Genomic DNA, 19310 nt, shown 5'->3' with positions numbered 1-19310 from the left:
CGGCCCTCCAAGTACCGAGGCGACCATGAATAAAGACAACGTGAAATTGGCCATTGCGCCGATCGGCTGGACCAACGACGACATGCCCGATCTGGGCAAGGAAAATACCTTCCAGCAGTGCGTCAGCGAAATGGCGCTGGCCGGCTTCACCGGCAGCGAAGTGGGCAGCAAATACCCGCGCGATCCGGCGGTGCTGAAACCGATGCTGGACATTCGCGGTATCCAGATCTGCAACGCCTGGTTCAGCACCTTTTTCGCCGACGGCCAGAAAGACAAAACCATCGATGAATTTATCAACCACATGAATTTCCTGCATGCCATGGGCGCCAGGGTGATCGGCTGCTCCGAGCAGAGCAAGAGCATTCAGGGCACCACCAAAGGCGTGTTCGAAGAGAAACCGTACTTCAGCGATGAAGAGTGGCAGCGGGTGGCCGACGGTTACAACGAGCTGGCGAAGATCGCCGCCGGTAAAGGCATGCAGGTGTGTCTGCACCACCACATGGGCACCGGCATTCAAACCACGGCCGAAATCGATCGCTACATGAGCATGGTCAACGACGACGTCTACCTGCTGTTCGATACCGGCCACGCCTACTATTCGGAAGGCAGCCAGCAGGCGATGATGGCGATCCTGGAGAAGTATCTGCCGCGCATCAACCACGTCCATCTGAAGGACGTGCGCGATGAGGTGGTGGCGGAAGTGAAGGCCAACAAGCTGAGCTTCCTCGATGGCGTGAAGAAGGGCACTTTCACCGTGCCGGGTGATGGCGTGATCGACTTCAGGCCGGTGTTCAAGCTGCTGGACGAGCGCGGTTACAAAGGGTGGATGGTGGTGGAGGCCGAGCAGGATCCGGCGCTGGCCAACCCGTTCGAGTATGCGGTGAAAGCGCGCCGTTATATTCGGGAAACCGCCGGCATTTAAGCGGCGAGGGTCAATAAAGCTCGAGGGGAGCCGCCGGCGCCCCTTTTTTGATGGCGGCGTGTTAACCGCCGAGCGTTTGCCAGGTTGCAACCTGGCTGCCTGGCCACGGCGTGGCGGCATGCACGCCACGGGCGATCGCCCGGGCCAGGGTGTCCGCCGCCAGCGCGCCGATTTGCAGCACCGCCAGTTCGCGGCTGCCCTGAACCTCGCGCTGCCCGGTGGACAGGGCGAACACCACGTCGCCGTCAAACGGGCTGTGCAGCGGGCGAATAGCGCGCGCCATGCCGTCTTGCGCCATGATGGCCACCCGTTTCAACTCCACTCGCGTCAGCGCCAGATCGGTGGCGATGCAGGCCAGGGTGGTGTTCTTTCTGCCGCCCTGCGGCTCTTGTTCCATCCAATCTTCGCCCTGGGCGCGCAGTTGCGCCAGCGCCGCCGCGCCGCCGTTGCCGAATTCACCGTCAATTTCATAGGGCGTCGCCCAGAAGGCGCGGGTGCCGGGCGCTACCACCGCACCCAAACTGTTGACCGCCACCAGCGCGCCGACGGTAGCGCCGTTGGCGGCAATGATAGATGCCGAGCCGAGGCCGCCTTTCAGCTTGCCCATGCCGGTCATGGCGCCATAGCCGGCGCCGACGGTGCCGAGCGGAAAATTCAGCCCGGCCTTGCCGACCGCATCGATGCCCAACTGGCGATACGGCGGCGTGAGCTGCCAGTTTTTGTCGCCGCCGTTGGCCAGATCGTACAGGCAGGCGGTGGGCACGATCGGGGAGACCGGCACGCCGGGCGCCGGGCGCAGCGCGTAGCCTTTACCCTGTTGCCCCAGCCAGGCAGCGACGCCGTCCGCTGCCGCCAGACCGTAAACCGAGCCGCCGCTGAACGTCAGCGCATCGACGGTCTGCACCAAATTGTCTTCGCCCAGCGCGTCGGTTTCCCGGGTGGCGGGGCCGCCGCCGCGCACGTCCACGGCGGCGATCGCCGGGCTGTCCGGCAGGATAACCGTCGCGCCGGTGCGCACCCGGCTGTCCTGCGCCACGCCGACCTTCAGGCCCGGCACATCGGTAATCAGGTTGCGGGCGCCTGGGCGCCCGGCGGCGGAAGTTGGCATAGCGGCACCTAATGGGGTGAGAGGAGAGAATATGCCGACGGCGGCGGTCAGGCTGGCCAGCGCTTGTAAAAAGGTTCGGCGGTTGATGTTCAGGGGCCGGCGCAGCGGCCCCTGCGGGTGGGGAAGATTACGCATCGCCGCGCGGCTGCCCGGAGCGAAAACGCGCCATATGGTAGGCATCGACCAGTACGCCGTCGCGCATGGCATAGGCGCGACTGGTGCCTTCTATCTCGAAACCGAATTTGCGGTATAGCGCGATGGCTGCCGGGTTGTCGGTGAATACCTCCAGTTCGATGCGCTCGATGGCCGCCCAGTTGTCGCACAGGTCGATCATCGCCTGCATCAGGCGGCTGCCGACGCCTTTACCGTGGTAGTGCGGATCGACGCCGATGCCGAAGGTAGCCACGTGGCGGCGGCGCACCCGCTGATTCAGCATCACAACCAACTGGCCGGCAAGCTGCCCGTCGATAACGGCCGCCAGGTTATACGTGCCCGGTTCGGGATTGGCGAGGCGCTTCTGCCAAGACTCAACGGACGGTAGCGGTAGCTGCAGCGTATCGCGGTAGACGGGCGCCAGAGAATAAAGATGATGCAGAGCCTGCGCATCCGTTGTTTCCACGTGGCGTATCACGATCTCGCTCATCTCGCTGCTCCTGTTGCTTACCGGTTGAATAACCTCTGAATTTATCCGTTTACTGCCTTGAGTCAATATTATTTCAACGGGTCAAAAAAAACGCTTTACAGGTGCGAATGATAATGATTATTATTGCGATGCGTTCCGGGGAGGGCATCAACCCTTGATACTCTCGCTGCGAAGGCACGACATTGCTCACATTGCTTCCAGTGTTTACTTAGCCAGCTCGGGTGCTGGCTTTTTTTTTGCCCTTTTTCAACCGCTTCCGCCTTCAACAAATCCGTTGCCAATCCGCCGTTTCATTCCATCGAAATTTTTGAACAGAGGCATGAGTTTTTTACGCTTTCTTATTCTGCCCGCAGGACTAGACTGTAAAAAAACATTGAGGAGAGTTGAATATGATTTATGTACGCAAAGCGGAAGATCGCGGCCACGCCAATCATGGCTGGCTGGATAGCTGGCACACCTTCTCATTTGCCGACTACTACGATCCGAACTTTATGGGGTTCTCGGCGCTGCGTGTGATCAACGAAGATGTGATCGACGCCGGGCAGGGTTTCGGCACCCACCCGCATAAGGACATGGAAATCCTGACCTATGTGCTGAGCGGCACGGTGGAGCATCAGGACAGCATGGGCAACAAGGAGCAGATCCAGGCCGGCGAATTCCAGATCATGAGCGCGGGCACCGGGGTACGTCACTCCGAGTACAACGCCAATCAGGATCGTCCGCTGCACCTGTACCAGATTTGGATCATTCCGGATCAGGTCGGGCTGGAGCCGCGCTACGAGCAGCGTATGTTCGACGCGCCGCAGGGCCGTCAGCTGGTGCTGTCGCCGGATGCGCGCGACGGTTCGCTGAAGGTGTTCCAGGATATGACGTTGTCGCGTTGGGCGCTGAATAAAGGCGAGCAGGGTGAGTACCCAATCGCCGCCGGCCGTCGCATTTGGATCCAGGTGGTGCGCGGCAAGGTCTCGGTCAACGGCCAGGCCGCCGGCATCAGCGACGCGTTTGCGGTGTGGGATGAATCGGGTCTGACGATTCAGGCCGACGAAGAGAGCGAAATCCTGCTGTTCGATCTGCCGCCGGTGTGATTAGGCGGTAAATTTCAAGGGCTCACGATGTGAGCCCTTGAGGTTAACGACAAGCCTGATGACGTTGCCCGACTGAAAGCCGGCAGCATATAAAAACAAGGAAAATCAATTTATTGATTTTCGGCTGACAATCACAAAGGGGAAAAACCACGCTTTTTCCCCTTTGTCACCGTATGAAGGGCTCACGCTGTGAGCCCTTTTTGCGTTGGCCGTCGCATAACCGACAATATCGGCCCGCCGTTTTTTTTGCTAAAATGACTGCCCATTCACGGTTAGTCAGTTCATTGATAATGAAGAAAAAACGGCCGGTACTCCAGGATGTGGCGGACAAGGTGGGCGTGACCAAGATGACGGTGAGCCGTTATCTGCGCAATCCCGACCAGGTTTCTGCCGCCCTGCAGCAAAAAATCGCCGTCGCGCTGGATGAGCTGGGTTACATCCCCAACCGCGCGCCGGACATCCTCTCCAACGCCACCAGCCGGGCGATTGGCGTGCTGTTGCCGTCGCTGACCAACCAGGTGTTCGCCGAAGTGCTGCGCGGCATCGAAAGCGTCACCGACGCGCACAACTACCAGACCATGCTGGCGCACTATGGCTACCTGCCGGAGCGTGAAGAAGAGCGTCTGACCTCGCTGCTTTCTTACAATATCGACGGCCTGATCCTGTCTGAGCGCCATCACACGCCACGCACCCTGAAAATGATCGAGGTGGCGGGCATTCCGGTGGTGGAGCTGATGGACTGCGTCTCGCCGTGCATCGATCTGGCGGTGGGCTTCAACAACTTCGAGGCGGCGCGCCAGATGACCCAGCAGATCATCGCGCACGGCCACCGTCACGTGGTCTATTTCGGCGCCCGACAGGATGAACGTACCATCATCAAACAGCAGGGGTATGAGCAGGCGATGCGCGAATCCGGCCTGGAGCCGTACAGCATCATGACCGCACGCTCTTCCTCCTATTCCGCCGGCGGTGAGCTGCTGCGCCAGGCGCAGCGCGACTACCCGCAGATCGACAGTATCTTCTGCACCAACGATGACCTGGCGATCGGCGCGGCCTTCGAGTGCCAGCGTCAGGGGCTGTCGATCCCGCAGGACATGGCGATCGCCGGTTTCCACGGCCATGATATCGGCCAGGTGATGGTGCCGAAGTTGGCCAGCGTGCTGACGCCGCGCGAACGCATGGGGCAGATCGGCGCCGAGCGCTTGCTGGCCCGGCTGCGCGGCGAAACGGTGTGCCCGCGCATGGTGGACGTCGGTTTCACCGTGATCCCCGGCGGCAGTATCTGAGCCCTTTTAACGTTCTGTTTTAACACCCTTTCTTTTTGCAGCGCGCCCTGAGGCGCGCGGGTTATCCCGCCTGTAAGCCCGCCGCTCGTTGCCGGTATAAGTTTGATCTCTGTCCCAGAACGCGAATTTTAGCCGCTTACCCGGTTCCGGCGCTCATGTTGTTACCGGTATCATGATACCGGTAACAACGAGTGTGCGGTCATCTTGCTGCAAGACTGAACCTCTGACTCAACAACACCTACAGCTCTTCTTAAACACCGGGAAAGAGCCTAAAAATAAAACAACCGCACGCTTTACGCCTATCGTAAAGAGAGTCGCGATAAAAGGTTGGAGAAAAATTATGCCATTAGTGATTGTTGCAGGCGGCGTAGCGCTGCTGCTGCTGCTGATGATTCGCTTCAAGCTGAACGGCTTTATCTCTCTGGTGCTGGTTGCCCTGGCGGTCGGGATCGCACAGGGCATGCCGGTCGATAAAGTCATCGGCTCCATCAAGGCCGGCGTGGGCGGCACGTTGGGCAGCCTGGCGCTGATCATGGGCTTCGGCGCCATGCTCGGCAAGCTGCTGGCGGACTGCGGCGGCGCGCAGCGCATCGCCACCACGCTGATCGACAAGTTCGGCAGAAAACACATTCAATGGGCGGTGGTGCTGACCGGCTTCACCGTCGGCTTCGCGCTGTTCTACGAAGTGGGCTTCGTGCTGCTGCTGCCGCTGGTGTTCACCATCGCCGCTTCCGCGCGCATCCCGCTGCTGTACGTCGGCGTGCCGATGGCCGCCGCGCTGTCGGTGACCCACGGCTTCCTGCCGCCGCACCCTGGCCCGACCGCCATCGCCACCATCTTCCATGCCGATATGGGGAAAACCCTGCTGTACGGCACGCTGCTGGCGATCCCGACGGTGATCCTGGCCGGCCCGGTTTATGCCCGCTTCCTGAAAGGCATCGACAAGCCGGTACCGGAAGGCCTGTACAACCCGAAAACCTTTACCGAAGCGGAGATGCCGAGCTTTGGCGTCAGCGTCGCCACGTCGCTGGTGCCGGTGATCCTGATGGCGCTGCGCGCGGTCGCTGAAATGGTGTTGCCGAAGGGCCACAGCCTGCTGCGCTTCGCCGAGTTCTTCGGCGACCCGGTGATGGCGACCCTGATCGCCGTGCTGATCGCCATCTTCACCTTCGGCCTGAACCGCGGCCGCACCATGGATGAAGTGATGGGCACCATCACCGATTCGATTAAAATCATCGCCATGATGCTGTTGATCATCGGCGGCGGCGGCGCCTTCAAGCAGGTGCTGGTGGACAGCGGCGTCGAGCAGTACATCGCCGGCCTGATGGAAGGCAGCAACGTTTCGCCGATTCTGATGGCCTGGTCGATCGCCGCCGCGCTGCGTCTGGCGCTGGGTTCCGCCACCGTAGCGGCGATCACCGCCGGCGGCATCGTCGCCCCGCTGATCGCCACCACCGGCGTCAGCCCTGAGCTGATGGTGATTGCGGTCGGTTCCGGCAGCGTTATCTTCTCGCACGTTAACGATCCGGGCTTCTGGCTGTTCAAGGAGTACTTCAACCTGAGCATCATGGAAACCATCAAATCCTGGTCGGTGCTGGAAACCATCATCTCGGTGTGCGGCCTGGTGGGCTGCTTGCTGCTGGCGACGGTCGTATAATCTTTATCCGGCGCCCTGCGGGGCGTCGGCGTTCCAGAGTATTTTTATCAGTCGGGACGCATTTGGCGCGCTCGCGCCAGTTCCCATAAGGGCATGACACAATGAGTAATCCACAGAATCACGTATTTATCCTGATGGGCGTATCCGGCAGCGGCAAATCCGCCGTGGCCAGCGCCGTCGCCCGCGAGGCCGATGCCGCCATGCTGGACGGCGATTACCTGCACCCGCGCGCCAACATCAACAAAATGGCCGCCGGGCACGCGCTGGACGACAACGATCGCGCCCCGTGGCTGGCGGCCTTGAACGACGCCATCTTCGCCATGCAACGCACCAATCCGGTGTCGCTGCTGGTGTGTTCGGCGCTGAAAAAAAGCTATCGCGACCGCCTGCGCGAAGGCAATCGCAACCTGCATTTCCTCTACCTGAAAGGGGACAAGACGGTGATTGAGGAGCGCCTGAAACAGCGCAAGGGCCACTTCTTCAAACCGCAGATGCTGGTTTCGCAGTTCGCCACGCTGGAAGAGCCGGGCGAGCAGGAGCCGGATGTGCAGGCGATCGACATCAACCAGCCGCTGGACGGCGTGGTCGCCGACACGCTCGCCTGCATCAACCGCATCACCGCCCGCTGAGCGCGGGCCGTCGTCGGCGCCGCCAGGCGCCTACAGCTTCATGTAAGCCCTCACGCCGTCCAGGAACATCTGGGTCGACAGCATCACCAGAATCAGCCCCATCAACCGTTCCAGCGCGCTGACGCCTTTGCTGCCCAGCAGGCGCAGGAACAGGTTCGACATCAGCAAAATGGCCGCAGAGAGGCCCCAGGCGATCAACAGCGCCGCCACCAGATGGGGCAGCTGGTGCGGATACTGGTGCGACAGCAGCATCAGCGCCGCCAGAATCGACGGCCCGGCCACCAGCGGGATCGCCAGCGGCACCAGGAAGGGTTCTTCGCCGGCGGACAGCCCGGAGCTGTTCCCCTCCTGCGTGGGAAAAATCATCTTGATGGCGATCAGAAACAGAATGATGCCGCCGGAAATGGAGACGGTTTCGGTGCGCAGGTTGAGGAACGCCAGAATTTTCTCGCCGGCGAACAGGAAGATCAGCATCAGCAGCAGGGCGATCAGCAGCTCGCGGATCAGCACTACCCGGCGGCGGCGCGGTTCCAGATGCTTGAGCACCGACATGAAAATCGGCAGGTTGCCCAGCGGATCCATAATTAAAAACAGCAATACCGTAGCGGAAATCATCTCTGTCATGGTGACCTCGTGATCGGGAAAACGCCTCGGCCTTTCCGGCCGCGTCCTTTCCTATAAGAAGGATTGCTGAGAAATCCCCAGCCATCGAATAAATTCACTTTGCGCCCGCGCCGACATTTTGTAAGGTGAGGAGATATTGCACACAACTCGTTATCACCTACATAAGCCCTTATCCGGGCGGGACACAGATATTATGAAAAACGTTGGTTTCATCGGTTGGCGCGGAATGGTCGGCTCGGTTCTCATGCAACGCATGACGGAAGAGCGCGATTTCGATGCCATTCGCCCGGTCTTTTTCTCCACCTCGCAGCACGGTTCCGCCGCGCCGGCCTTCGGCGGCCAGCAGGGCACGCTGCAGGATGCGTATGACATCGACGCGCTGAGCGCGCTCGATATCATTATTACCTGTCAGGGCGGCGATTATACCAACGAAGTTTATCCTAAGCTGCGCGCCAGCGGTTGGCAGGGGTACTGGATCGACGCGGCCTCTTCGCTGCGCATGCAGGACGACGCCATCATCATCCTGGATCCGGTCAACCACGCGGTGATTCAGCAGGGCCTGGACAACGGCATCAAAACCTTCGTCGGCGGCAACTGCACCGTCAGCCTGATGCTGATGTCGCTCGGCGGCCTGTTCGCCAACGATCTGGTGGAGTGGGCGTCGGTCGCCACTTATCAGGCGGCCTCCGGCGGCGGCGCGCGCCACATGCGCGAACTGTTGACCCAGATGGGCATGCTGCATGCCGACGTGGCGAAAGAGCTGCAGGATCCGGCTTCCGCCATTCTGGATATCGAGCGCAAGGTGACCGAGGCCACCCGCAGCGGCAAACTGCCGACCGATAACTTCGGCGTGCCGCTGGCCGGCAGCCTGATCCCGTGGATCGACAAGCAGCTCGACAACGGCCAGAGCCGCGAAGAGTGGAAAGGCCAGGCGGAAACCAACAAGATTCTGAACACCGGCAGCGTGATCCCGGTTGATGGCCTGTGCGTGCGCGTCGGCGCGCTGCGCTGCCACAGCCAGGCGTTCACCCTGAAGCTGAAAAAAGACGTGTCGCTGCCGGAAATCGAGCAGATGCTGGCGACGCACAACGACTGGGTGCGCGTGATCCCGAACGACCGTGAGCTGACCATGCGCGAACTGACGCCGGCGGCGGTGACCGGCACGCTGAATACGCCGGTCGGCCGTCTGCGCAAGCTGAATATGGGGCCGGAGTACCTGTCGGCGTTCACCGTGGGCGACCAGCTGCTGTGGGGCGCGGCCGAGCCGCTGCGCCGCATGCTGCGTATTCTGCTGTAAACCCGCACTTCCTGGGGGCTGGCTACTTTCAGCCCCCTAAAGCCTTATTTTCCACTTTTTTGTTCGCCGCGTCCGCGTCGGGCAACGTCATCGCAAGCCCTGCTTCAATGAGCTGTACCCCGCATATCTCCTCGTCGGCCGCCGCATGCCGGCGCCGCCAGGCTGGCAGTTTTCTTAATGAAGAATTTTCCTGAGCAATGCTGAGCAGTTTTTAACAGACATTGGCTATGCTTAACGCATGGGCGAACAATTTTTCACCATGACTGAAATATTTCAAAAAATAAGCATAAAGAGCGAAATTCAGGTCGGCAGAGTAAAGATTGGTCAATAACCGACCGCAATCACGCTTTGGATACCGAATGCATTGCATGATGACCAAAACGGCCAAGGAATAACCAACAAGCCGTGCTTAGATCATGCTGTTAATCTAAGGAAGAAGACTATGCCTGTACTTCCCGATCGTGACGTGATTGATCAGATCATCTCCGGCCATTACGCCGACCCCTTTGCTCTGCTTGGCATGCATGCGACCGATAACGGTCTGCAGGTGCGCGCGCTGCTGCCGGACGCTGGCGCAGTCTGGCTGGTGGAACAGCAAACCGGCCGGCGGCTGGTGCAGTTGAACTGCGACGATCCGCGCGGCTTCTTCAGTGCCGTGGTGCCGCGGCGCAAAAATCCTTTCCGCTATCAGCTGCAGGTCAGCTGGCGCGATCACCAACAGACCGTCGACGATCCCTATCGGTTCGGCCCGCTGCTGCAGGACATCGACAGCTGGCTATTGGCCGAGGGCACGCACCTGCGCCCCTATGAACGCCTGGGATCTCACCTCGCCACGTTGGATGACGTCGACGGCGTCAGCTTTGCCGTTTGGGCGCCCAACGCCCAGCGCGTCTCGGTGGTGGGGGAGTTCAACTTCTGGGACGGCCGCCGCCATCCGATGCGTCTGCGGCGTGAAAACGGCATCTGGGAGCTGTTCCTGCCCGGCGTGCGGGCCGGCCAGCTGTACAAATATGAAATCGTCGATTGCTACGGCAATACCCAGTTGAAAGCCGATCCTTACGCCTTCGAGGCGCAGATGCGCCCGGACACCGCCTCGCTGGTGGCGCCGCTGCCGGAGGTGGTGCCGTCGACGCAGGCGCGCCGCCGCGCCAACGATTTTGATCAGCCGATCGCCATCTACGAGGTGCATCTCGGCTCATGGCGCCGCCACACCGACAACCATTTCTGGCTCAGCTACGGCGAGCTGGCGGTGCAGCTTATCGACTATGTGAAGGACATGGGATTCACCCATATCGAGCTGCTGCCGATCAACGAGCACCCGTTCGACGGCAGCTGGGGCTACCAGCCGCTGGGGCTGTATGCGCCGACCCGGCGCTTCGGCACGCCGGCCGATTTCCGGGCGTTCGTGGCGGCGGCGCATGAGGCGGGCATCAACGTGATCCTCGACTGGGTGCCGGGGCATTTCCCGAGCGACGCCTACGGCCTGGCGAATTTTGACGGCACCGCGCTGTATGAATACGCCGATCCGCGCGAAGGCTACCACCAGGACTGGAATACGCTGATCTACAACTACGGCCGCCACGAGGTGCGCAACTACCTGGCGGGCAACGCGCTGTATTGGCTGGAGCGTTTCGGTATCGATGCGCTGCGGGTCGATGCGGTGGCGTCGATGATCTATCGCGACTACAGCCGCGCCGACGGCGAGTGGGTGCCGAATTACTACGGCGGCAACGAGAACCTGGAGGCGATCGCCTTCCTGCGTTATACCAACCAGACTATCGGCCAGGCGCAGCCGGGCGCGGTGACATTGGCGGAGGAGTCCACCGACTATCCCGGCGTCACCCTGCCGCCGGACGCCAACGGCCTGGGATTCCACTACAAGTGGAACCTCGGCTGGATGCACGACACGCTCAATTACATGAAGTGCGATCCGGTGCACCGCAAGTATCACCACAACCAGATGACCTTCGGGATGCTGTATGCCTATACCGAGAACTTCGTGTTGCCTATCTCGCACGATGAAGTGGTGCACGGCAAAAAATCGATCCTCGACCGCATGCCGGGCGACGCCTGGCAAAAGTTCGCCAACCTGCGCGCCTACTATGGGTTTATGTGGGCGCATCCGGGCAAAAAGCTGCTGTTTATGGGCTGCGAGTTCGCGCAGGGGCGCGAGTGGAATTTCGATACCAGCCTCGATTGGCATTTGCTGGAGGGGCTGGATAACTGGCACAACGGCGTGCAGCGGCTGGTACGCGATCTGAACCACTGCTACCGGCAGCAGGCGCCGCTGTATGAGCGCGACTACCGCCCGGACGGCTTCGAGTGGCTGGTGGTCGACGATCACGACAACTCGGTGTTCGCGTTCGCGCGCTACGATTCGCAGGGCAATGAGCTGATCGCCATCAGCAACTTTACCCCGGTGCCGCGCTACCGCTACCGCATCGGCCTCTCACGCGCCGGCGACTATCGCGAGATCCTCAATACCGATTCGCACCACTATCACGGCAGCAACGCCGGCAATCAGGGGCGGGTCTCTTCCGAAGCGGTCGGCAGCCACGGCCGCGACTTTTCCATCTGCGTGACGCTGCCGCCGCTGGCGACCATTTATCTGCTGCGGGAGGCGCCATGACGGAGCTGACGGCCGGCCTCGCCGCGCCGCTGGGCGCGCATTACGACGGCGAAGGCATCAACTTTACCCTGTACTCGGCGCACGCCGAGCGGGTGGAGCTGTGCCTGTTCGACGGCCAGCAACGCGAAGTGCGCCTGCCGCTGCCGGCGCGCAGCGGCGATATCTGGCATGGCTACTTGCCGGGCGGCAGACCGGGGCAACGTTACGGTTACCGGGTCTACGGCCCGTTCGACCCGGCGAACGGGCAGCGTTTCAACCCCAACAAGCTGGCGCTCGATCCGGCCGCGCGCGCGGTGGAGGGGCCGGTGGCGGATCACCCGCACCTGCACGGCGGTTACGAACAGCCTGATCCGCACGACAGCGCCGAGCTGATGCCGAAATGCGTGGTGGTGGACGAACAGTACGACTGGCAGGACGATCGCCCGCCCGCCACGCCCTGGGGGCAGACGGTGATTTACGAAGCGCACGTGCGCGGCCTGACGCTGCTGCACCCGAAGATCCCGCCGGCGCTGCGCGGCAGTTTCGCCGCGCTGGGGCACCCGGTGATGATCGCCCACTTCAAACGCCTCGGCATCACCGCGCTGGAACTGCTGCCGGTGCAGCAACATACCTCCGAACCGCGGCTGCAGCGGCTGGGGCTGATCAACTACTGGGGCTATAACGTGCTGGCGCCCTATGCGCCGGACAACCGCTACGCCAGCCTGAGCACCGACGGCACGCCGCTGAACGAATTTCGCGATGCGGTCAAGGCGCTGCACCAAGCCGGCATTGAGGTGATCCTCGACGTGGTGTTCAACCACAGCGCCGAGCTGGACAGGGACGGGCCGATGCTGTCGCTGAGCGGCATCGATAACCAGAGCTACTACTGGCTGACGCCGGAAGGGGACTACGTCAACGACACCGGCTGCGGCAACACCCTGCGATTGGATCAGCCGCAGGGCGTGGCTTGGGTGATGGATTGCCTGCGTTTTTGGGTACGGGAGTGCCACGTCGACGGTTTCCGCTTCGATCTGGGCAGCGTGCTCGGCCGCACGCCGGGGTTCGATCGCGATGCGCCGCTGTTCCAGGCGATGCTGGCGGACGATGTGCTGTCGCGCTGCAAGCTGATCGCCGAACCCTGGGACGTTGGCCCCGGCGGCTATCAGGTGGGGGCGTTCCCCGGCCGCTTCGCCGAATGGAACGACCATTATCGCGACGACATGCGCCGTTTCTGGCTGCAGAGCGGCGTGTCGCTCGGCCAGTTCGCCCGGCGTTTCGCCGCCTCCAGCGATCTGTACAACCAGCGCGGGCGGGCGCCTTACGCCACCGTCAACATGCTGACCGCCCATGACGGTTTTACCCTGCAGGACGTGGTCAGCTTCAACGAGAAACACAACCAGCCGAACGGCGAAGGCAACCGTGACGGCAGCGATCGCAATTTCAGCAACAACCACGGCGTGGAAGGCCTGGTCGCCGACGACGCCATTGTGCAACGCCGTAGGGCCAGCCAGCGGGCGATGCTCGCCACGCTGTTGCTGTCCCAGGGAACGCCGATGCTGCTGGCCGGCGATGAACAGGGACATAGCCAGCAGGGGAACAACAACGCCTATTGTCAGGACAACGCCATCACCTGGCTCGATTGGGCCACGGCGGATGACGCGTTGACCGATTACGTCGCGGCGCTGATCGCGCTGCGCCGCCAGATCCCCGCGTTGCAACAGGACCGCTGGTGGCAGCAGGACGACGGCAGCGTGCAGTGGCTGAACGCGCAAGGGCAGCCGCTCGACGCGCAGCAGTGGGAGCAAGGCGATCTGCTCATGCAGATCCTGCTGTCGCAGCGCTGGCTGCTGCTGGTCAACGCCACGCCGCAAACGGTGGAGATGAGGTTGCCGGAAGGCGATTGGCAGGTTGTCGCCCCGTTCACTCAGGAAGACTCACGGGCGGTGTTACCCGCCTGGCACCAGGCCGCGCGCTCGCTTTGCGTTCTGGTACGGAAATAATAAAAGGAGTCCGCTATGGTTAGGTTTGAAAATAAAGACCCCCTGATGTTGGCGCGCCAGCTGCCGATTAAATCCGTAGCGCTGATCCTGGCCGGCGGCCGCGGCTCGCGCCTGAAAGATTTGACCTCCACCCGCGCCAAGCCCGCCGTCCACTTTGGCGGCAAGTTCCGCATCATCGATTTCGCCCTGTCGAACTGCCTGAACTCCGGCATTCGCCGCATCGGCGTGATCACCCAATACCAGTCGCACACGCTGGTGCAGCACATTCAGCGCGGCTGGTCGTTTCTCAACGAGGAAATGAACGAGTTCGTCGATCTGCTGCCGGCCCAGCAGCGCCTCAGCACCGAGCATTGGTACAAAGGCACCGCCGACGCGGTGTATCAGAACCTGGACATCATCCGCCGCTATGAGGCCGAATACGTGGTGATCCTGGCGGGCGACCATATCTACAAGATGGATTACTCGCGCATGCTGATAGACCACGTCGAGAAGGGCGCCCAGTGCACCGTGGCCTGCCTGCCGGTGCCGCGCAGCGAAGCCAGCGAATTCGGCGTAATGAAGGTGGATGAAAGCGACCGCATCATCGAGTTTCTGGAAAAGCCCGCCGATCCGCCGGCGATGCCGGGCAACCCGGATATGTCGCTGGCCAGCATGGGCATCTATATTTTTAATGCCGCCTACCTGTTCCAGCTGCTGGAAGAGGATATGTCGACCCCCGGCTCCAGCCACGATTTCGGCAAGGATCTGATCCCGAAAATCACCGCGCAGCAGGCGGCGTGGGCGCATCCGTTTACCTTGTCCTGCGTGACCTCCAACCCCGATCTGCCGCCGTACTGGCGCGATGTGGGCACGCTGGACGCCTACTGGCGCGCCAACCTCGATCTGGCGTCGGTGACGCCGGAGCTGGACATGTACGACCGCGCCTGGCCGATCCGCACCCACATGGAGCCGCTGCCGCCGGCCAAGTTCGTGCAGGATCGCTCCGGCAGCCACGGCATGACCATGAACTCGCTGGTGTCCGGCGGCTGTATCGTCTCGGGCTCGGTGGTGGTGCATTCGGTGCTGTTCCCGCGCGTGCGAGTGAACTCGTTCTGCACCATCGACTCTACCGTATTGTTGCCGGACGTGAACGTCGGCCGTTCCTGCCGCCTGCGGCGCTGCATCATCGACCGCGCCTGCCACATTCCGGAAGGCATGGTGATCGGGGAAAACGCCGATGAGGACAGCAAGCGTTTTTATCGCTCGGAAGGCGGCATCGTGCTGGTGACGCGCGAAATGTTGTCAAAATTGTGAGTTAACGTGGGCGGCAGAACGATAGCCTGCCGCCTGATGAACGGTTCGATGGCTTGCGCAACGCGGCACGCATAACAGCGGCAAGCCTGCTTTATTTCTTATCCAGAGGCCTTCGGCCGACTTTCAGGAGTGATAATGCAGGTCTTACACGTATGTTCTGAAATGTTCCCCCTGCTGAAAACGGGTGGACTCGCAGACGTGGTTGGCGCGCTGCCGGCGGCGCAAATCGCCGAAGGCGCCGATGTTCGGGTGCTATTGCCCGCTTTCCCTGACGTACGCAACGGCATCCCCGACACCTCGCTGGTGGCGGAAATCGACTCGTTCGCCGGCCGGGTCGGCCTGCGTTACGGCACCTACCATGGCGTGGGCATCTATCTCATCGATGCGCCCTGGCTGTATGACCGGCCGGGCAGCCCGTACCACGATCAGTCCATGTACGCCTATCCCGACAACCACCGCCGCTTTGCGCTGCTGGGCTGGATGGCCTGCGAGCTGGCCAAGGGGCTGGATCGCTACTGGCGGCCGCAGCTGGTGCATGCCCACGACTGGCACGCCGGCCTGAGCTGCGCCTATCTGGCCGCCAACGGCCACCCGGCGCGCTCGGTGTTTACGGTGCACAACCTGGCCTATCAAGGGCTGTTCTCTGCCCATCACGTGACCGAGCTGTGGCTGCCGGCGTCGTTTTACGATGTTTATGGCCTGGAGTTCTACGGCCAGATGTCGTTCCTCAAGGCCGGGCTGTTTTATGCCGACCACGTGACCGCCGTCAGCCCGACCTATGCGCGCGAGATCACCCGGCCGGAGTTCGGCTACGGCATGGAGGGGCTGCTGCAGGAGCGGCAGCGGCAGGGCAGGCTGAGCGGCATCCTCAACGGGGTGGACGACAACATTTGGGATCCGGCCCGCGACCCGCGGCTGAGCGCCCGCTACGACGCCGACGATCTGAAAAGCAAGGTCAAAAACAAGCTGCATCTGCAAAAGGCCATGGGGCTGAAGGTGGATGAATCGCTGCCGGTGTTCGCGGTGGTGAGCCGATTGACCAGCCAAAAAGGCCTGGATCTGGTGCTGCAGGCACTGCCTGAACTGCTGGCGCAGGGCGGGCAGCTGGCGCTGCTGGGCGCCGGCGATGCGGTGCTGCAACAGGCGTTTCTGGCCGCAGCTGCCGATTATCCCGAGCAGGTAGGGGTGCAGATCGGCTATCACGAATCCTTCTCCCACCGCATCATCGGCGGCGCCGACGTGATTCTGGTGCCGAGCCGCTTCGAGCCCTGCGGCCTGACGCAGCTCTACGGCCTGAAATACGGCACGCTGCCGCTGGTGCGCCGCACCGGCGGGCTGGCGGACACGGTGGTGGACTGCGCGCTGGAGAACCTGGCCGACGGCACCGCCAGCGGCTTCGTGTTCGACGATTGCGACGCCGTCGCGCTGGGCAACGCCATCCGCCGCGCCATGGTGCTGTGGAGCCGGCCGAAACACTGGCGCCACGTTCAGCGCCACGCCATGAGCGTGGACTTCGGCTGGCCGGTGGCGGCGAAAGAGTATTTATCGCTTTATCAACGTTTGTAGCCCGCGTTTCGCGTCTCGGGTTGACGCGCGGCGGGCAGCCGTTTGGGTTGATTGTCGGGGCGCGGCGTGTCGCGTCCATGTTCAGCGGGGCTCGCTATTCCGCGGCGAATGGCTGGGCTCCCTACAAGGGATTAAAAAGCCATGACTTCACCGTTTAGTTACACCTCACCTACGGTCAGTGTGGAAGCGCTGAAACACTCCATCGCCTATAAGCTGATGTTTATCGTCGGCAAGGATCCGGCCATCGCCAACCGGCACGACTGGCTGAACGCCGTGCTGTTCGCGGTGCGCGATCGCATGGTTGAACGCTGGCTGCGTTCCAACCGCGCCCAGCTGTCTCAAGACGTGCGGCAGGTCTATTACCTGTCGATGGAGTTTCTGATCGGCCGCACCCTGTCGAACGCGCTGCTGTCGATGGGCATCTATCAGGATATCGACAACGCGCTGAACGAAATGGGGTTGAGCCTGGGTGAACTGCTGGAAGAAGAGAACGACCCTGGCCTCGGCAACGGCGGTCTGGGCCGCCTGGCGGCCTGCTTCCTCGATTCGCTGGCGACGCTGGCGCTGCCGGGGCGCGGCTACGGCATTCGCTACGAGTACGGCATGTTCAAGCAGAACATCGTCAACGGCCAACAGATGGAGTCGCCGGACTACTGGCTGGAGTACGGCAATCCGTGGGAGTTTCCGCGCCACAACACCCGCTACAAGGTGCGCTTCGGCGGCCGCGTGCAGCAGGAGGGCGCCAAGGCGCGCTGGCTGGAGACCGAAGAGGTCGTGGCCATCGCCTACGATCAGGTGATCCCCGGTTTCGACACCGATGCCACCAACACCCTGCGGCTGTGGGGCGCGCAGGCCAGTAACGAGATCAACCTCGGCAAGTTCAACCAGGGCGATTATTTCGCCGCGGTGGAAGATAAAAACCATTCGGAGAACGTGTCGCGCGTGCTGTATCCGGACGACTCGACCTCCTCCGGGCGCGAGCTGCGGCTGCGGCAGGAGTATTTCCTGGTGTCGGCGACGGTGCAGGACATCCTCAATCGCCATTGGCTGATGCACAAAACCTTCGACAACCTGGCGGACAAGATCGCCATTCACCTCAACGACACTCACCCGGTCTTGTCGATTCCCGAGCTGATGCACCGGCTGATCGACGAGCACAAATTCAAGTGGCTCGACGCCTGGGAAGTGGTGGAGCAGGTATTTTCTTACACCAACCACACGCTGATGAGCGAGGCGCTGGAAACCTGGCCGCTGGACATGATTGGCCGCATCTTGCCGCGCCACCTGCAGCTGATTTTCGAAATCAACGATCACTTCCTCAAGATGGTGCAGGAAGTGGCGCCGGGCGACAACGACCTGCTGGCGCGGGTCTCGATCATCGACGAAACCAACGGCCGCCGGGTGCGCATGGCGTGGCTGGCGGTGGTGGCCAGCCACAAGGTCAACGGCGTTTCCGCCCTGCATTCCGAGCTGATGGTGCAGTCGCTGTTCGCCGACTTCGCCCGGCTGTTCCCTAATCGTTTCTGCAACAAAACCAACGGGGTGACGCCGCGCCGTTGGCTGGCGCTGGCCAACCCGCCGCTGGCGGCGGTGTTGGACGACTGCATCGGCCAAACCTGGCGCACCGATCTCAGCCAGCTGAGCGAGATCAAAGCCAACGTCGATTACCCGAGTTTCCTGCAGGCGGTGCAGCGCGCCAAGCGGCAGAACAAGGAGCGGCTGGCGCTGTACATCGCCAAAACGCTCAACGTGGTGGTCAACCCGGATGCGCTGTTCGACGTGCAGATCAAGCGCATCCACGAGTACAAACGGCAGTTGCTCAACGTGTTGCACGTCATCACGCTGTATAACCGTCTGCTGGACGATCCGGAGATCGAGCGCGTGCCGCGGGTGGTGATCTTCGCCGGCAAGGCGGCCTCGGCCTACTATGCCGCCAAACAGATCATCCGCTTGATCAACGACGTGGCCAAAGTGATCAACAACGATCCGCGCGTGCATACCCAGCTGAAGGTGGTGTTCATTCCGAACTACGGCGTCAGCCTGGCGCAGATCATTATCCCGGCGGCGGATCTGTCGGAACAGATCTCGCTGGCGGGCACCGAGGCCTCGGGCACCAGCAACATGAAGTTCGCGCTGAACGGCGCGCTGACCATCGGTACGCTGGACGGCGCCAACGTCGAGATGCGCGAGCACGTGGGGGAGGAGAATATCTTTATCTTCGGCAATACCGCCGAACAGGTGGAGGAACTGCGCCGCAACGGTTACAACCCGCGCCAGTACTATGAGCAAGACCCGGAGCTGCATCAGGCGCTGACGCAGATCGCCACCGGCGTGTTCAGCCCGGAAGAGCCGAAACGCTATGGCAATTTGTTCGACTCGCTGGTCAACCTCGGCGATCACTACCAGCTGCTGGCGGATTACCGCAGCTATGTGGACACGCAGGACAAGGTGGACGAGGTGTATCTCAATCAGGACGAGTGGACGCGGCGCGCGGTGCTGAATATCGCCAACATGGGCTACTTCTCCTCCGATCGCACCATTCAGGAATATGCGGATGAAATCTGGCACATTCAGCCGGTGAAGCTGTAAAGC

The 19310-nt window shown here is 61.8% G+C and carries 14 protein-coding genes; 11 read left to right on the top strand and 3 right to left on the bottom strand.

Annotated features, from left to right (window positions below):
- Window positions 1–25 precede the first annotated feature (25 nt).
- Window positions 26–922, top strand: a complete 897-nt coding sequence (gene iolE / locus ACJ8HH_RS21115) for a myo-inosose-2 dehydratase (protein ID WP_019455194.1) — start codon at window positions 26–28, stop codon at window positions 920–922.
- Between the two features lie 61 nt (window positions 923–983).
- Here the strand turns inward: iolE and ACJ8HH_RS21110 are convergent, their stop codons facing one another.
- Window positions 984–2165 (bottom strand): P1 family peptidase, encoded by a 1182-nt coding sequence (locus tag ACJ8HH_RS21110; RefSeq protein ID WP_049195626.1) that lies wholly within the window; start codon window positions 2163–2165, stop codon window positions 984–986.
- The gene (locus tag ACJ8HH_RS21105) at window positions 2158–2673 is read right to left on the bottom strand and encodes a GNAT family N-acetyltransferase (protein WP_039569096.1); all 516 of its coding nucleotides are present in this window, start codon (window positions 2671–2673) and stop codon (window positions 2158–2160) included. The genes ACJ8HH_RS21110 and ACJ8HH_RS21105 overlap by 8 nt, the downstream gene beginning before the upstream one ends.
- A gap of 389 nt (window positions 2674–3062) precedes the next feature.
- Between ACJ8HH_RS21105 and ACJ8HH_RS21100 the strand changes: the two genes are divergently transcribed.
- The 4 genes from ACJ8HH_RS21100 to gntK all read left to right on the top strand — a co-directional run bounded on the left by ACJ8HH_RS21100 (window position 3063) and on the right by gntK (window position 7330).
- On the top strand, window positions 3063–3758 hold the full coding sequence (locus tag ACJ8HH_RS21100; protein ID WP_033636340.1) for a pirin family protein: 696 nt from the start codon (window positions 3063–3065) through the stop codon (window positions 3756–3758).
- 290 nt (window positions 3759–4048) lie between these two features.
- Window positions 4049–5044: a gluconate operon transcriptional repressor GntR gene (gene gntR / locus ACJ8HH_RS21095; RefSeq protein WP_004930833.1), complete on the top strand. Its 996-nt coding sequence runs from the start codon at window positions 4049–4051 to the stop codon at window positions 5042–5044.
- Window positions 5045–5384: 340 nt separating this feature from the next.
- Entirely contained in the window at window positions 5385–6701 is a 1317-nt protein-coding gene (gene gntT / locus ACJ8HH_RS21090) for a gluconate transporter (protein ID WP_033636339.1), read from the top strand.
- 101 nt (window positions 6702–6802) lie between these two features.
- Window positions 6803–7330, top strand: coding sequence for a gluconokinase (gene gntK / locus ACJ8HH_RS21085; RefSeq protein WP_033649350.1), 528 nt, complete (start codon window positions 6803–6805; stop codon window positions 7328–7330).
- Window positions 7331–7360: 30 nt separating this feature from the next.
- Here gntK and ACJ8HH_RS21080 read toward each other — a convergent pair whose 3' ends face one another.
- Complete coding sequence (locus ACJ8HH_RS21080; RefSeq protein WP_004930825.1) at window positions 7361–7954, bottom strand: YhgN family NAAT transporter; 594 nt, start codon at window positions 7952–7954, stop codon at window positions 7361–7363.
- 193 nt (window positions 7955–8147) lie between these two features.
- Between ACJ8HH_RS21080 and asd the strand changes: the two genes are divergently transcribed.
- The 6 genes from asd to glgP all read left to right on the top strand — a co-directional run bounded on the left by asd (window position 8148) and on the right by glgP (window position 19307).
- The gene (gene asd / locus ACJ8HH_RS21075; protein ID WP_033636337.1) at window positions 8148–9251 is read left to right on the top strand and encodes an aspartate-semialdehyde dehydrogenase; all 1104 of its coding nucleotides are present in this window, start codon (window positions 8148–8150) and stop codon (window positions 9249–9251) included.
- 442 nt (window positions 9252–9693) lie between these two features.
- A complete protein-coding gene (gene glgB, locus ACJ8HH_RS21070; RefSeq protein WP_049195627.1) occupies window positions 9694–11880 on the top strand; it encodes a 1,4-alpha-glucan branching enzyme in 2187 nt (728 codons plus the stop codon).
- Window positions 11877–13859: a glycogen debranching protein GlgX gene (glgX, locus tag ACJ8HH_RS21065; RefSeq protein ID WP_060420149.1), complete on the top strand. Its 1983-nt coding sequence runs from the start codon at window positions 11877–11879 to the stop codon at window positions 13857–13859. Before glgB ends, glgX begins: the two co-directional genes overlap by 4 nt.
- 15 nt (window positions 13860–13874) lie before the next feature.
- On the top strand, window positions 13875–15152 hold the full coding sequence (gene glgC / locus ACJ8HH_RS21060) for a glucose-1-phosphate adenylyltransferase (RefSeq protein ID WP_019455185.1): 1278 nt from the start codon (window positions 13875–13877) through the stop codon (window positions 15150–15152).
- Window positions 15153–15287: 135 nt separating this feature from the next.
- Window positions 15288–16718, top strand: coding sequence for a glycogen synthase GlgA (gene glgA, locus ACJ8HH_RS21055; RefSeq protein ID WP_033636333.1), 1431 nt, complete (start codon window positions 15288–15290; stop codon window positions 16716–16718).
- A gap of 141 nt (window positions 16719–16859) precedes the next feature.
- Window positions 16860–19307 carry a glycogen phosphorylase gene (gene glgP / locus ACJ8HH_RS21050; protein WP_033636332.1) on the top strand — a complete coding sequence of 816 codons (2448 nt, stop codon included), beginning with the start codon at window positions 16860–16862 and terminating at the stop codon, window positions 19305–19307.
- Window positions 19308–19310 lie beyond the last annotated feature (3 nt).

Source organism: Serratia sp. CY32780, assembly GCF_052169135.1.
Taxonomy (GTDB): Bacteria; Pseudomonadota; Gammaproteobacteria; order Enterobacterales; family Enterobacteriaceae; genus Serratia; species Serratia sarumanii.
Note: the sequence above shows the minus strand (reverse complement) of the source record. Positions and strands in the feature narration are given on the sequence as shown.